Source organism: Pseudoalteromonas qingdaonensis (assembly GCF_038739665.1).
Lineage (GTDB): Bacteria > Pseudomonadota > Gammaproteobacteria > Enterobacterales > Alteromonadaceae > Pseudoalteromonas > Pseudoalteromonas qingdaonensis.
The window spans coordinates 36,999-52,733 of the sequence record NZ_JBCGCU010000015.1 but is presented as its reverse complement, the minus strand read 5'-3'; the positions used below and the strand labels follow the sequence as shown (position 1 = coordinate 52,733).

Annotated in this window: 14 protein-coding genes; 8 read left to right on the top strand and 6 right to left on the bottom strand. The window is 48.6% G+C overall.

Annotation, left to right across the window (positions count from 1 at the left end):
- Positions 1-15 precede the first annotated feature (15 nt).
- Positions 16-1,128 carry a M23 family metallopeptidase gene (locus tag WCN91_RS12620; protein WP_342679582.1) on the top strand — a complete coding sequence of 371 codons (1,113 nt, stop codon included), beginning with the start codon at positions 16-18 and terminating at the stop codon, positions 1,126-1,128.
- Between the two features lie 7 nt (positions 1,129-1,135).
- Complete coding sequence (locus WCN91_RS12615; RefSeq protein ID WP_342679580.1) at positions 1,136-1,519, top strand: bactofilin family protein; 384 nt, start codon at positions 1,136-1,138, stop codon at positions 1,517-1,519.
- A gap of 3 nt (positions 1,520-1,522) precedes the next feature.
- Here the strand turns inward: WCN91_RS12615 and WCN91_RS12610 are convergent, their stop codons facing one another.
- The gene (locus tag WCN91_RS12610) at positions 1,523-1,996 is read right to left on the bottom strand and encodes a hotdog fold domain-containing protein (protein WP_342679578.1); all 474 of its coding nucleotides are present in this window, start codon (positions 1,994-1,996) and stop codon (positions 1,523-1,525) included.
- Between the two features lie 644 nt (positions 1,997-2,640).
- Here WCN91_RS12610 and WCN91_RS12605 point away from each other — a divergent pair.
- The 4 genes from WCN91_RS12605 (at position 2,641) to WCN91_RS12590 (ending at position 7,973) form a co-directional block, all read left to right on the top strand.
- Positions 2,641-3,123, top strand: a complete 483-nt coding sequence (locus WCN91_RS12605) for a GIY-YIG nuclease family protein (RefSeq protein WP_239408043.1) — start codon at positions 2,641-2,643, stop codon at positions 3,121-3,123.
- An 816-nt stretch (positions 3,124-3,939) separates the two neighbouring features.
- Positions 3,940-5,136, top strand: a complete 1,197-nt coding sequence (locus tag WCN91_RS12600; protein ID WP_342679573.1) for a multidrug effflux MFS transporter — start codon at positions 3,940-3,942, stop codon at positions 5,134-5,136.
- A gap of 268 nt (positions 5,137-5,404) precedes the next feature.
- Positions 5,405-7,234 (top strand): S8 family serine peptidase, encoded by a 1,830-nt coding sequence (locus tag WCN91_RS12595; protein ID WP_342679571.1) that lies wholly within the window; start codon positions 5,405-5,407, stop codon positions 7,232-7,234.
- Between the two features lie 100 nt (positions 7,235-7,334).
- On the top strand, positions 7,335-7,973 hold the full coding sequence (locus WCN91_RS12590) for a LysE family translocator (RefSeq protein WP_342679569.1): 639 nt from the start codon (positions 7,335-7,337) through the stop codon (positions 7,971-7,973).
- Positions 7,974-8,079: 106 nt separating this feature from the next.
- Here WCN91_RS12590 and WCN91_RS12585 read toward each other — a convergent pair whose 3' ends face one another.
- The 4 genes from WCN91_RS12585 to WCN91_RS12570 form a co-directional block, all read right to left on the bottom strand.
- A complete protein-coding gene (locus WCN91_RS12585; protein WP_342679567.1) occupies positions 8,080-8,997 on the bottom strand; it encodes a DNA ligase in 918 nt (305 codons plus the stop codon).
- A 42-nt stretch (positions 8,998-9,039) separates the two neighbouring features.
- On the bottom strand, positions 9,040-9,696 hold the full coding sequence (locus tag WCN91_RS12580) for an HAD family hydrolase (protein WP_342679565.1): 657 nt from the start codon (positions 9,694-9,696) through the stop codon (positions 9,040-9,042).
- A 215-nt stretch (positions 9,697-9,911) separates the two neighbouring features.
- A complete protein-coding gene (locus WCN91_RS12575; protein ID WP_342679563.1) occupies positions 9,912-10,202 on the bottom strand; it encodes a hypothetical protein in 291 nt (96 codons plus the stop codon).
- A gap of 112 nt (positions 10,203-10,314) precedes the next feature.
- Positions 10,315-12,606, bottom strand: coding sequence for a TonB-dependent receptor (locus tag WCN91_RS12570; protein WP_342679561.1), 2,292 nt, complete (start codon positions 12,604-12,606; stop codon positions 10,315-10,317).
- 667 nt (positions 12,607-13,273) lie between these two features.
- On the opposite strand from WCN91_RS12570, the gene WCN91_RS12565 reads away from it, so the two are divergent.
- The gene (locus WCN91_RS12565) at positions 13,274-14,512 is read left to right on the top strand and encodes a Xaa-Pro dipeptidase (protein WP_342679630.1); all 1,239 of its coding nucleotides are present in this window, start codon (positions 13,274-13,276) and stop codon (positions 14,510-14,512) included.
- Between the two features lie 9 nt (positions 14,513-14,521).
- Positions 14,522-15,073, top strand: coding sequence for an HdeD family acid-resistance protein (locus WCN91_RS12560; protein ID WP_342679559.1), 552 nt, complete (start codon positions 14,522-14,524; stop codon positions 15,071-15,073).
- 81 nt (positions 15,074-15,154) lie between these two features.
- On the opposite strand, the gene WCN91_RS12555 is transcribed toward WCN91_RS12560, so the two are convergent.
- On the bottom strand, positions 15,155-15,727 hold the full coding sequence (locus WCN91_RS12555) for a MiaE family protein (RefSeq protein ID WP_342679557.1): 573 nt from the start codon (positions 15,725-15,727) through the stop codon (positions 15,155-15,157).
- Between the last annotated feature and the right edge of the window lie 8 nt (positions 15,728-15,735).

Below are 15,735 nucleotides of genomic sequence, written 5' to 3'. Positions count from 1 at the left end.
CAGTAATTTGTCCTTATGAAGTTAAATCCATCATACTTTATTACTAAGCACTTCCCTGCACGGCAGCTCTTAATTCGCCAAGAGGGTGAAGTGAAAGTGGTTGAATTAACAACCAAAAAGCAGTGCACCATGGCGCTTAGTGTTTTTGTATGTGTTGCTTCACTTGCCTCTTTTGGTGCCTATAATTTTTGGCAGCAAAGCGCATTGCAATTAAGCAGTGGCGATGTGGTTGCTGAAAATGAGCAATTGCGTCAGCAAATCGCTCAGGCAAAGCAGCAGCAAGAGCAATTTATTGCCCAGTTGAGCCAACTGGAACAACGTCAGACACTAACACAGAATGTACTGGCTTCCTTGCCCGCATCTTTGCTGCCGGAGCAAGGCATTCCTTTTGAGGCCAGCGATTCACCAGCGGCGGATAACAGTGTCGATGAGCGTTTAGCCAGCCTACAGCAGCGTCAATACGACACCTTCTCCCTACTCGACCAAGCCATAGTCAAACGTGAACAAATGCTTGGTGCTGCCATTGCCCGTGCCGGCTTGCCCAGCACGGTTATGGATGAGTTAGTCGCTAAAAGCGAAGAGCAGGCGGCTCAGGGCGGCCCGTTGGAATTACTCGATACCGATGAGCAGGACACCAACTCACTTAGCGTGGTCGATAAGCTGTTGACCCTCAACCAGCTAGAGTCCATGTTGGCGCAGGTGCCGCATATGTTACCTGCAGCTGATTACTATATTTCCAGCAGCTTCGGCCTGCGTAAGGATCCCATGAATGGCCGTCGCGCTATGCACAAAGGTGTAGACTTGGCGGCTTGGCATAACACCGAAATTTTTGCCCCTGCGGATGGAACCGTAGTGCGAGCCGGGCGTAACGGTGGTTATGGGCGTTTTATTGAAATAGAGCACGCCAATGGCTTTACCACGCGCTTTGGGCATTTAAATAAAATTCACGTTAAGCGTGGAGATCTCGTCACTAAGGGCGAAGTCATCGCCTTAATGGGCAGCACCGGTCGCAGTACCGCAACTCACCTCCATTACGAGGTGTTGCACAATAATAAACATATCAATCCGGTCAAAATCACCAAGGCATTAACCGATGTTTTCAAAGAACAAAGATACACAGAAGAGTAACCCCGTTGTGAGTAATAATAAAAATAACGCGACTCCCTCATTAATTTCCGCAGATGTGCGCCTAACCGGCTCACTGATCAGCCAAGGCGAAGTACAACTTGATGGCCGCATCGAAGGCGACATTAAAGCCGAGGTGTTACTGATTGGCAGCCTGGGCCATGTTGAGGGCAGTGTTGAAGCCAGCGAAGTGACTATACGTGGTCATGTAAGCGGTTCAATTCGTGCCAAAAAAGTGGCCATTGAAAGCTCTGCACAGGTTCAGGGCGATGTATTCCACAACACCCTGAGCATAGCTGCTGGCGCGCAGATGGAAGGACAAATCAAACAGCTAAACCAGCAAGAAACCTTATCCCTGGTCAGCAATGATGAAGCTCTGGTAGCCGAGTCTTAACGGCTACTTTTTTCGCGCGGTGATGTACATGGTAACAGCCGCGCGAAACACCAACTCTCCACGCATATTCACTATCTCTACCGGCACTACTAGGTCTTCTTTATCCAACCATTGATGGGGCATGGGAATTTTCGCCGTGGCCTGCATATCGGTATCCACCTTATTTAAATACTCCACCGTCATTCCCTTAGGGATCCACCGATGAGTCTTGTGCGGTACGGTGGCATCCGTCATCACACCGGCCACCAACTCAGCCAAATTACACTGAGCAATCGCATGTATAGTGCCGATATGGTTATGTACGGCGCGACGGTTTTTTACACTGGCCACGCATTTACCCGGCATCAGCTCACTAATTGCAGGTTTAATAGATGAAAAATACGGCGCCTTGGCACACACGGCCTTTGAAAACAGCCAGTGCCCACAGGGCCACTTAGTAAACTTTTGATAGGTACGTAATAATGGGGGTGCAGTCATTGTTATTCTCCTTAAGCACTCATCGTACCAGTAAACATGCGTTTGGGTTTAAATGCAACTACATCCTTAGTAGTATTTATTGGTTAAGTTAGATCTTGTCGTGGTGACGACAGCACCATAGGGGTGGTTTACGCCAACCACCCCTATGAACCCCAAGGCGCCCGTAATTCGCACATGCTTCCGAACTCAGGTTTTTGCTAGGCGCTACTCTTAGGCTACGACGCGATTGAACGGCACATCCCTGTGCCGATAAATCTAGCTCGGCATCCATGCCTCGCTGTCTTAGCCACGCTTCGCAGCAAAAGCCGATTTCTTCAGCGCGAATTTTAACGGGATTAGGCTGATACATCTGCGGTTCAATTTAGGTTAACGCAAACAGTAAGTCGATTAGAGCGAGGAACGGGCGTTAAACCTCTTCTATTAAAACTGATTCTATATCCAGCAGAAGCACTTTCCCCCATATTCAGGAAAATGAGCAATTTGCGCATTTTTATCTGGCTCAAAAGTTAACAACATATATTTTTGATAACGCTGGCAACTAGTTATCAACTTTGTTAAAACTAACCCATTCAGAAAGTGCGCGATTGCAAATCAGAAATATGCGCGATTTGCGCACTATTAAATTGTTATATTTACGGAGTATTATGCACCTAAACAGTATCACCGAGATTATTAATTCATTTGCTAGTTCTCTAAATGATTCTTTTAAGGAGTTGGAGTTCAATGTAGTAGCGTTCCCAAGGATGAAAGTTTTCAATGAATCATTTAAGCAACATGTTCCATCCGAAACATATAAAGACAAAAGTGGCGTTTACTTTATCTCGAATTTGAAGGGTGAAATTCTATATATCGGAAAGGCAGGCAAAAATAATCTAGCAGCTGAAATATGGGGGAAGTTTGGCGCACCGGTTGTTGGTAACGACGGGGCTCCAATGTTTGTAAAAAGTAAAATGGCCAAATATGCGCCTACAAAAGATTTGTCTGAACTTATAACTAATGGAGCCTTTAACATAAGCGCGATAGTTATAGAGCCTAGAGAAATGGTTTCTTTATTGGAAGTGCTTTTACAAACAATCTGTTTAAGACAAGATGGTTGCCTGCCTGCTTTAAATAAGCAGATAGGATAAATATAACAAGAAATTCAACAAGGTCAAAAATAGTTGGTTTTTGCTCCTCCGTCACTTATTTACACCAACTATTTTTTGCCTGTTAATTGGGCGTTCACCATCCGCTCCCGTCAATTATCAGCCCATCAGCAAACTCTGATATATCAGGTGTCGCCTCTCCCGTTTGGATTCGCGCTGGAGAAATCGGCTTTTGTTGTGAAGCGTGTTGTTGATAGCGAGACACGATGTCGAGCTAGATTTATCAGGACATGGATGTGCTGTTAAATCGCATCAACACCTAAGCGGAACGTTTAACAAAACGCTGAGTTCGCAAGCATCAGCGAATCACGGGCGTCTTGGGGTTCCAAGGGGCGGTTGGCGCAAACCGCCCTTTGGTTGCTGTCGCCAACGCGACAAGATCTATCAACAAACGTCATTGTCGGTGGCCCGACAATAATTGTCAGGTTGAAACCTGACCTACAGGTATCGCTCCCCCGTTTTGATTCGCGGAGTTTTCAAAGAGGGGCTACGAGTGACCGAAGCACTGCTTCGCAGCGCTAGGGTGAGCACGTATAGAAAATAGTCCGGTGGACTATTTTTAGTAAGCGAACGCCTTGCGCACTGTGCAAGGCCGGGCGGTGGAGGCATGGATGCCGACAGGGGCTGAGCTTTATGGACGAATTACTTGCACCCAAGCTAATTTATCCCTCTTTGGTTGCTGTCGCCAACGCGAAAAAATAAACGCGACAGACACACAAAATATTTCCACATTAATGCTGGCATCTCGTTGGCGAGGTTTTTACAATACGTCTTTGTAAGCTAGGCCGTATTATTATCGTGAGTTCTTCTTCAGTTTCACCCAGTTCTCAACCGAGCAAATCTCTGATCACAGTGTTAATGATGCTTGTGGTGTTTTGTCCGCTGGCCATAGACATTTATCTACCCGCCTTTGTAGTAATGGCCAAAGATTTCCAGGTATCACAACAGCAATTGCAGCAAACGGTGGCCATTTTTATGCTCACCGTGGGCTTAGGTCAGCTTGTTGCAGGCCCTTTGGCCGATAAAATAGGCCGGCGCCCCGTCGCCCTGGCCGGTATTATAATTTATGCCCTGGCCGCCGCGGCCGGTGCCATGACCAGTGATTTAAATCACCTGTTAGCGGCTCGTGCGCTGCAAGGGGTCGGCGCCTGTGCCACTTTTGTTGCTGCCTTCGCCATAGTGCGCGATGTTTTTGGCCCGGCGCGCAGTGGCCAGATGCTGACCTATTTAAATGGCGTGGTGTGTTTTATTCCCGCCCTGGCACCCATTTTAGGTGCCTGGCTGACGCTGCGCTTTAACTGGCAAAGTAACTTTATCTTTATGTTGTTATGGGCGGTGATCGGTGCCCTCGCCACTTGGTTTATCTACCGTGAAACTCGTCCCCATGATAGTCACTATCAAGGTCATATTTTCGACTTTCGTCGTTTTATGCCAATTATTCGCCACCCTATTTTCTTGTTTAACAGCTGCATCACCATGCTGACAATGGGCTCAATTTTGATGTTTGTAACCAGTGCTCCGGGCTGGATAATGGAACATCTGGGTGAAGATATTCAAACCTTCACGCTGTGGTTTTCTCTTAATGGCGCCATCAGCGTGGTGGCCTGTTTTGTCGCCCCACAGCTTATTAAACGCAGCTCCCGCCGTGCCCTGCGTTTAGGTCTAACCCTGATGCTAGTGTGCGCCATTGCATTGGTGGCCGGTCAACACAGCGCACACGCCGCGGCGATGATGATACCCATGTTTGTAGGCGCCCTGGGTTATGCACTCATTCTTGGCAGCGCCGCTGGTGCCGCCCTAGCGCCTTTTGCCAAACAGGCGGGCACCGCCTCGGCCTTGGTTGGCGTAATGCAAATGAGCGGGGCGGGAGTACTGGTACTAATAACGCAATCCCTGCCTCTATCGACGCCGGCGTTAATCGCTTTGCATATCGCCATGCTACTGCCTTTTTGGCTTGTTCTACTCAGTAACAAGGGAAAGTTGTTACATAAATAAGCTAATTGTTGCATTTATAGCCAGTGTTTTTTAAAAGGACTACAATCACTGGCTCATGTCCCCATAGTAATCCAACCTAAAAATCCTATTTAAATTTAGAAAGATAAAGCACGCCCATATAACTTTTTTCCCTAAAGCATCTACATCATATTCTAAAAAAGCACATAAAAAGGGACAAAATACTATTGCGCTTTGTGATAAAAACAGTAAGGTTGTTACCGAATGTTAAACAACGGTTAACACCCTTCTAGCTTTATCTGAGGTTACTATGAAAAAATCATTACTTCGCAGCGCGGTTGCGTTAGCACTTCTAAGTGGCGCAACACAGTCTATGGCTGCTGATGACCGTTACATCATCCAAGTTGACAACGATAAGAAAGGCGTCGTGAAAGCGCTCGCTAAAAAACTTGGTGGTGAAGTTAACATGGATAGTGACGGCTTCTTCGCAGCGACTTTCGCTGGCAAAGACTTGGCTACGGTTAAAGGATTACTGAACAACCCACATGTAAAATTGGTAGAAGCGGATCAACGCCGCTATGCCATGGCTACTTACAACGACGATTTAGGTGATCCTACACAACAACAATTGACACCTTACGCCGTTTACCAGTCACAAGCAGATCAAGTTACTTTCAACGCCAATGCCGGCATGAAGGTATGTGTTATCGACTCAGGTCTTGATGCATCTAACCCTGACTTCAACTGGGGTGCAATTACCGGTGACAATGATTCTGGTACTGGTAACTGGTTCGACAATGGCGGCCCACACGGCACGCACGTTGCCGGCACTATTGGCGCGGCTGACAACAATATTGGTGTGATTGGTATGGCACCGGGCGTTGACATGCACATTATCAAGGTATTCAACGCCTCAGGCTGGGGTTATTCATCTGACCTAGCTCACGCTACAAATCTATGTTCACAAGCGGGCGCCAACATCATCAATATGAGCCTAGGTGGCGGCGGTTCCAACAGCATTGAATCGAATGCCTTCGCTAACTTTAATGCAGCTGGAGGCCTTGTAGTGGCTGCCGCAGGTAACGATGGTAACAACGTACGCTCATATCCAGCGGGCTATCCATCAGTCATGATGGTAGGTGCTAACGATGCCAACAATAACATTGCTGATTTCTCGCAATTCCCTAGCTGCGCTTCTGGTCGCGGTAAAAGCGCGACCGAAGATGAGACCATCTGTGTTGAAGTTACCGCAGGCGGTGTTGATACACTTTCGACTTACCCTGCAGGCATGGCGGCATTCGCTTCGGCTTCAGCTGATGGTGTAGGCGTAGAAGTATCGGCCATGGAGAATACAGGTTCAGCAACCGCTGATCTTTACTTTATGGGTACGGCAGAAGCAACCGACAGCGGTGCTGCAGGCAAAGTATGCCTAATCGACCGCGGTGCAATCTCTTTCCACGACAAGGTCGCTAACTGTGAAGCCTCAGGTGGTCTAGGTGCGATTATCGTTAACAACGAATCAGGTATGCTTTACGCAACGCTTGGCGACACCAACAGCACTTCTATCCCAGCTGTAGGCACAGCCCTTGAAGACCGTAATGCACTAATGGCAGCAACGTCAGCAACTGTTACCATCTCAGCTAGCGACTATGGCTACATGAGCGGTACTTCTATGGCCACACCTGCGGTAGCCGGTCTTGCCGCTCTGGTTTGGTCGAACCATCCTGAGTGTAGCGGTCAAGAAATACGTGCAGCACTTAAAGCCACTGCTGAAGACCAAGGCGCGGCGGGTAAAGACGTGTACTTCGGTTACGGTATCGTGAAAGCGGCTGACGCCGATGCCTACCTAACGGCCAATGGCTGTGGCGGTGACGGCGGCAATGGTGGTAACCCAGGTGGTGAAGACGTAACTCTTGATGCTAACGGCTACAAATCACGCGGCAGTGCTTATGTTGACCTATCATGGGCCGGTGCTGCAACTTCTATGGTAGATATCTACCGTAACGGCCAGCTAATCACTACAACGGCTAATGATAACGCCCATTCCGACAGCTTGGGCAAGGTTAGAGGTAGCTTCGGTTACCAGGTATGTGAACAAGGCGGCTCAGTCTGTTCAACCACTGTAACTGTTAACTTCTAATTAGATTTAGAAGTGGGTAAGTAAAGCGGGCATCAAGCCCGCTTTATTGTTTTTTATCAAGCTGCTACCCTGTGCGCTTTATAATCTGCCTTTAGTTATCATGCTTAACCTTGAACTCCTTTTATCCTTTCTCGGCGCCAGCTTTTTAATCGCCGTAGGCCCTGGGCCTTCTAATGCCTTTTTAATGGCGCAAACTTTTGCCAATGGTCGCCGTGCAGGGCTTCATTGTGCCATGGGGTTTGCCTTAGGCGGCGTAGCCCATACCCTGTTTGCCGTGGTTGGCTTATCAGCCTTACTAAAGGCATCGACCACCGCCTATACCACGGTGCAATATCTGGGTGCCTGTTATCTGGCTTATCTTGGCATTATGACCTTGTGGCAAAGCTGGCAGCAAAATGCGGCGAGTGAGGTGTGTGACGACAAACCCCATGTGCAATTGAAAAAACAAAGCCCGCTGTTTCAGGCCATGATGACCGAGGTACTGAACCCCAAGGTGGCGCTCTTTTTTATCGCCTTTATTCCCCAGTTTGTTGACCCGACATTAAACACCTCCACCACAGTGCAACTGGCTATTTTTGGCCTGCTCTACCCTATTTTGGCGTTTCCGGTGGATTGCACTTATATCTATTTCGGTGACAAGATTGCCAGTTACTTTAAACGCAACCCCAGTGCCCAATTATGGATAGACAGGCTCACCGGACTTATCTTTATCGCCCTGGCAATCAACCTATTGTTATAAAAATACTGCTGAGCATAAAATACAGGTGTTTTCTGAGGGTTTTATCATAATAGCCCCGAGATCAGCTCTTAGCTTCGCCCTATATCGGATTTTGATAAGCACAGTATTAATCATGTTTAACAGGAGAATTAGGCAACTCACGCACCCGTAAGAAGGAGGCGAATCGGGGCAAGCCATTTTTCGTGTAACCATGATAAGTGTAAGTGATTATTGCCCCTATCGGCGGTGGCTCAGCGCGCTCGGCATGGCTAAATCCAGTGCCAATTTTAAAGCGCAGCCCCTGGTCATTGGTAACCAAGAGTGCACCCATCATACCCTGAAATTGCCCCTTGCCTGCTTGATAGCCCACCACGGTCGCCTCGGCATCCATATAAGGCTTGAGCTTCCATATATGACCACTGCGCCCTGTGGTGTAAGGGGCATCGGCGCGGTGTAACATCACTCCTTCAGCACCCTCCGCAACACGGGCTGTAAACCAAGCATGCATCTGCGCATAATCACTGAATCGATGTTGCTCAACGGCTTTTAAATAGGGCGAGTCCGCAGCTGCCACCAAATTTTGATACTGCTTATAACGTTGCGCAAAGGCTACAGAGCCTGTCTCAGTATCAGCTGGCGGGGCATCAAACACCATAAAACGAATTGCGCGCCACTGCTGCATATTGGGTTGACTATCAAGCACTGTGTTGGTGACCAAAGAAAAGCCTTGTCGACCCGCCCAAAGCTCGCCATCCAGGGGCTGCTTCGGCCAATTAGCAATAAACCAAGGTGGAGGGTTGAGACGCTTGCCACCACGAGTAAACAACTGCCCATGCTGCCAGCGTGCGCGCACACCATCGTATTTTTCCGAGACCAGATAGGCATTAACATCGGGTTGATGATCTAAGGTTTTCGCCAGGGCCAGCGGCACTGCGGCTGGCGCCTCAGAAGCCAAGTCCGACTCGCTATTGATGACTACCCCAGACGCAATCGCGCTATGGAGCATTAGGTTTAAAGTACAGGCTATCCAAGTGAGGGGGCGCATCGTCATATCCTTATGTCTTTGCTTGTCCCTTAAGTGTAGAAGCTATTGGTTATTTTGCTGCAACCAGGTATAAAACTGCCTCAAGTCCTGAAACTGCTGATCCACATGGCTGAAATCCTGAACCTGAGAATGACAATTGGGAATGGCAGCCACCACCAATCCGGCATCTTTGGCCGAGCGCGAGCCGGTATGGGTGTCTTCAATGGCTATGCCCTGCGCGGCGGGCACAGATAATTGCTCCAAAGCCATAAGGTAAGGCTCGGGATGAGGCTTGGGATAATGCACATCGTCCTTGCAGACAATACAGCTAAACAGGGAGCTGAGTTGATACCCCTGTAAAATGGGCTCTACCTCGTCGCGGGTACTGCCGGTCACCAGGGCTAGAGTAAAGCCCGCTTGATGGGCCTGATGCAAAATAGTCTCGGCATAAGCCATCAACGGCGGTAAGGTGTTTTGTACCCGCTCGGCAAAGAGCTTGTTCTTTTTGGCAGCCAAGGCCAAAGGGTTTACCTGCAAACCATGCTCACACACCATGTCCTCAGCCGAGGCCAGAGTTGGCCGCCCGGCAAAGCGCTGACAAAAGGTCAGCTCATCGTAGCGAATATCATACTCCGCTAGAACCAGATCCCAGCAGTAAAAGTGTATCGCCTCCGAGTCCACCAAGGTGCCGTCAAAATCAAATAACAAGGTGGTGATCATGCTCCCCCCCAAGCTCCAAACCCTAATAACACAAAAGCGCCCTAAGGCGCTTTTGGTACCAATTCTGTTAAATATGTGATCAGATATAGCGCTGGATAAATGATATGATCACAAGGCGGAGTTTTTCTTATGTAGTTATTCTACATAGAAAAATTCCAACACAGTGAGCATGATATTTAGCCCGCTAGAATGATTGGCTATTTAAGTGAATTGGTCTAACTCGCTGTAGGTGGCTCAGCGCTGGCCGGCTCACCACTTTCAAGCTCAACTAACTCATAGCCGCGAGCTTCGCGTACTACTTTTAGCACCGGCTTTTCAAAAGCGCTTTTTAGTCGCTCGGCATCGGCTTTAAGCTCATCAAGGTCGCGGCCAAAGGGTGCGGCACCGGTTTCCGACCAGTTACTCACCTTACCATTAGCCGTGTATTCCACTTCGTGGATTTGATAAAGCGGCTCTTTGCCCTGCTCTTCCGCCAAGATAACGCGATAGTTCCAAAATCCAGACATGCTAATACTCTCATGTATCTATAAAAACTGTACTGTACCAGTAAGGTGATGCGATATAAACGAAAAAACCCGCCATCAAGGCGGGTTTTGCATAACTTGCTTATTCGTTAGCTTAGAAGAAGCTTACCTTGAACTCGGCGCCAATGTAGCGCTCTTCGTTCACCATGGCAGTGTTGTTGATAAAATCAACGCCGCCAATGGCTTGCTGCTCGTCGAATAGGTTACGAACGAAAGCCGACACTTCATATTCGTTGTCGCCTTCAGCCCAGCGATAGCCAGAACGCAGACCCACTTCGGTCAAGGCCTTGCCTTCAAACTCCACCGACTCATATAAGAAGAAGTCGATTTCGCTGCGGTATGAAACGTCCGCATAGGTGAAGAACTCGCCGTCGGCCATATCACGGCTATAACGAAGCGTCAGGTTTGAGATCCACTCAGGAGCGTGCGGCAGGCTGTTGCCATCCAAAATTGCACGGTTTTCAGGGCCATTTGCACCTGGCACCTGATAGGTAGGATCCGTTACCGTACACTGAAAACAGACAGCAACCGCTAGGTCATCGTCTTTCAGCTCGGTGTTGTTGTAGCTCAGGTTGAAAGTGGCGTTTAGGTTGTCTGTTAGTACCCATTGGGTATCTAGCTCAAAACCATAACCCGTTGTTTTATCTGCATTAACAAGACGGTTAAAGTTGGCACCACCACCTACTGCGGTCAGTTGCTGGTCGTCCATATCGTAATAGAATACGGCCAGGTTAACGCGACCACGACCATCCCATACGTCCGACTTGATACCGGTTTCGTACGAGGTCAGAGTTTCAGACTCAGCTACGGTTACTTCGTCGCCAAACAGGATACGACCCTGGATACTCGGTGCACGGAAGCTGTTGGCAACACGGGCATACCAGTTGATATCGTCACTCACTTTATAGTTGGTTGAGATATCCCAGCTCACGTGATCATCGCTTGGGTTTTCCGTTAGGAACAAGGTACCGCCGTTAATCGGACTCAAGGTACGGTTCGCGCTGAATTCTTTATCATCGTCAGAATAACGCAGACCTACGGTCACTTTAAAGTCGTCAGTTACTGTGTAGTCAACCGAGCCAAATACCGCCCAGGCTTGGGTGTCTTGCTGCTGGTGCACATAACCGTTCAGGGCGCCATTAGCAGAGGTGTCATAGCTGAAGTTTTCAATGGTCAGGGCTTCATCAAAGTAGAACAAGCCTACCTGATAGTTAAAGTCGCCAGAGAAGTTACTGGTCAGGCGCAGCTCTTGCGTGTACTGGTCGTGATCTGGAATACCGTCGGCACTTTCTGCTGTATACGGGATAAAACCGGGGCCACTTGGCACTGCTTGGCCGTTAATTTCATAACCGCCGTAACCACCGTCGATATCGGCGCGAGAATAGATTTCGGCACTTTCCCACGCTGTGATTGAGGTTACAGTGTGCTCATCCAGATCCCACTCCAGGCGCAGGCTGGCACCTTGAGATTCTACTTGCTGAGTTGCACGTGAAGCGGCGTCGTGTTGAACCTTATCGTGGTCAAAACCGGATACCAGGTCGTTGCTGCCAGACTTGATGGCATTGGCACGAAACGCAATAGGCGTACCGTCCATATCGCGAACATGATAGTTAAATAAACCGGTGAAATCGTCACCTTCGTAAAGGAATTGAATACGCGCGGCTTGGTCGGTGTAACCGCCTAGCACGTCTTTTTGTTCAAAACCCGGAGCGACATTATCGATATAGTCGTCTTTATCTTGCCACAGCACAGAAACGCGCGTTGACAGGCGATCCGTCAGGGCGCCACCTACGGCACCTTCAAAGTCGATGGCACCACGGCTGCCGTAAGATACTGAACCATAACCTTCAAAGTCCTGGCTTGGTTTAACGGTATCGAACTTTACCAGACCCGCCGGGGTATTACGGCCGAACAGGGTACCCTGTGGACCACGCAATACTTCAACGCGAGCCACGTCAAATACTGGGAAACCTTTAAGAATGGCGTTTTCTTGCACCACCTCGTCAACAACTAAAGAAACAGGTTGTGAGGCGTTCAAATCAAAGTCTGTGTTACCTAGACCGCGCACGTAAAAACGTGGGAATGAGCGACCGAATGAAGATTCAATCGACAAGCTTGGGATCTTGGCATTCATAAAACGAATATCCATACCCGCAGAGCTGTACGCATCCAGGCTGTCGCCCTGCAGTGCAGAAACGGCTACAGGAACTTCCTGTGCATTTTCAACACGCTTACGAGCTGTGATTTGGATAACTTCAAGTGATTTGTCTTTTGCCGCTGGGCCTTGTTGTTCGGCAGCAGTAGCAGTGAATGCAGAACCTGCAGCAGCAGAGAACAGCGTTGCTTTAATAAGATTGGCAAGCGCAGTACGTTTCATCGCTTTCATGTCGGATTTAACCCTTATTTGTACTCTTTTGTTCATTGGTAGGTATGTAGCGCCCTATCATCTGGCACAATGTTCAATTTTTCGCGTGCTCCACGCGGACCTTAAATTTGAGAGTACAAGCACAAATAAAAGGCTGAACATTACGGTGGCGAAGTATAGCACCGAAATAAAGTCACAATTCAGCTTTATTTCATTTTTTTTGCAACATTTCCCACCTTTTACCAACACAATCGAGAATTTTAAAAGATTTTACTCACACTTAAGGACAATTGTCCTTTTTGCATTAAAAACAAGCATAGTCGAATTATACTATTTCGCGATACCGACCAAACTTATAAACATAAAAACCCCACCACCCAAACCAATCGATTAATAAATAAATTATTCAAAGAGGTATCGCTGGTGACAAAGCAATCTTGGGTTTTCATAGCGGGCACAAGATCTCTTTGCTGCGGGGCAAGCAGGTATTTTTCTAAATAACATAGCGCTTTAACACACAAGGCTTTGGCTACTTGCGGCTCAATAAGGCCAATAAGCTCACACTTTGCCGTTAAGAATTGCCTTAAAAGCAGACACTTGATAGATTCAAAAAGCTATTTTTATTTTTGGGATCATCATGTTTAAGCCTTTTTACTCCTTAGTCGGCGCCGCTATAGGCAGTGCCCTTATGGCTTTGGCTAACCCAGCCTACAGCTCCACCTATGTTAAAGCCGACAAAATGTTGGATGTCACCAATGGCAAGGTGCTTAACAATGTCGTTATCAGCATAGATGAGGGCGTGATCACAGGCATTGGCCATACTCTGCCAAACACCTTGGACGCCGACGACCAATTAATCGACCTGGGCAACAAGATGTTGCTGCCCGGTTTAATGGACATGCATGTGCATCTGACCTCGGATCCCACCGTGCCCCGAGTGCAACGTTTTAGCGACTCGGCACCGCGTAAGGCCATCAAAGCCGCCTACTTTGCTCATAAAACCTTACTCGCCGGCTTTACCACCTTGCGTAATATTGGCGCCACCAGCTACAGCGTGATTGCCCTGCGCGATGGTATAGAAGCAGGTGATGTACCCGGACCACGATTATGGGCGGCTGGCCCATCCTTGGGAGTCACTGGAGGCCACTGCGACAACAACCGCTTGCCGCCGGAATTAAATTACCGCGCCGAAGGCGTGGCCGATGGCCCTTGGGCGGTACGCGCCAAAGTACGTGAAAACATTAAGTACGGTGCCAACGCCATTAAGTTTTGCGCCACCGGCGGCGTTTTCTCCAAGGGTACTAAGGTGGGTGTCCAGCAATACAGTCAGGAAGAAATGAATGCTCTGGTTGAAGAAGCGCATCTGCGTGGCTTAACTGTGGCCGCTCATGCCCATGGCACCAGTGGTATCAAGGCGGCCATTATCGCCGGAGCCGACAGTGTTGAACATGTCAGCTATATCGACGACGAAGGCATTAAGCTGGCGAAAAAGCACGGCACCTGGTTGTCCATGGATATCTACAACACCGAATACACCCTCACCTATGGTGAGCAAAATGGCGTTGCCGAGGAAAATTTAAATAAGGAACGCCAGGTCTCCAAGCGTCAGCGCGAAAGTTTTAGCCGCGCCGTGGATGCGGGATTGAATATGGTGTTTGGCACCGATGCTTCTATTTATCCGCACGGTGACAATGCCAAGCAATTCTCTCGCATGGTGGAATATGGCATGACCCCTTTGCAGGCTATTCAGAGCGCCACCATTAATGCCGCCAAATTACTGCGCGCCGAAGCACAATTAGGCCAGCTAAGCACAAATTTTGCTGCCGATATCATTGCCGTTGGCGGCAATCCGCTTGAGGATATCAGCGTTTTGGAACAAGTTGATTTTGTGATGAAAGCAGGCCAAGTTTATAAGCAGCCACAATAGGAGAGCATAATGACGATTAATACTTCACTACCGGGTCAGTGGCCAATCTTTGTTATTCAGGGGATCATCGCCATTATCTTTGCCGCCGTGGCCTGGTTTTCACCGCAAGCCACAATAGGTGCCTTGATCTTTGTCTTTGCCGCCTTCTTTATGTTCGACGGTTGCTCGCGGGTTTGGCTGGCATTTAAACAAAAGCAATATTCGTCTTACTGGCATTTAACCCTGATAGCCGGCATTTTGGGGATTGTCGCGGCCATAGTTACCGTCAGTATGCCTCAGCTGACCGCCTTGATCATGCTCTATTTGATAGCCTTTTGGGCCATCGCCATCGGCCTGATGGAAATGGCGGCAGCCATTAAGCTCTTTAAGCATCTGCAGGGCGTAACCTTATTGCTGTTAAGCGGGGTGGTATCGATCCTCTTTGGCATCTATTTGATCGTTAACCCAGGCCAGGGGATCATTGCCATGCTCTGGCTGGTCGCCATTTATGCCTTTGCCTTCGGCATCATCTTATGTTGGCTGGGCTTCAAGCTACGTGCCTTGGATAAGGTGCACGGCTAACTGCGCCTCGTTGTCGGGATTTATCCCGACAAATATGCAACGTGGTTAAATTTGTCGACGCAAAGCATCGACCTACAAACCTTAATGTAGGGCCGCGCGATACGGCAAGGAGGCACAAATTTGTGCTTCGCGGGTGATCACCTCGGCTAAGCGCGCATCCACTTCTTCTTTATCGAAATATTCATAGGCCAATTCCACAAACAGATTTTTGTGTTTTTCTTCAGACTTGGCGATGGCGGTATAAAACTCCTTGTCCTTACCCGGCGGCAAAGCCTCGGCGATTAAAGCAAAACGCTCATGGCCGCGCGCCTCAATCACTGCAGCCACCAGCAGGCGGTCGAGCATAAAGACTTCTTTACCATGGCGGAACATGCCGCGCAGCTGGTTGACATAGGGATCTTTTTTATCGTCGCCAAGATTAACGTCACGCTCGGTAAGCAACTTCACCACCTGCTTAAAGTGGATCATCTCTTCCAGTGCCAAGTCTGTCATGGCCTTGACCAATTTACGCTTATCCGGGTAGTGAGACAGCATGGAAAGTGCCATGCCAGAAGCTTTTTTCTCGGCGGCGGCATGATCTTGTAAAAAGGCGTCGAAGTCGGCAAGCACCGTATCGGTCCACTGCTGTGGCGTATTAAATTCGAGTTCAAACATAAGCATTA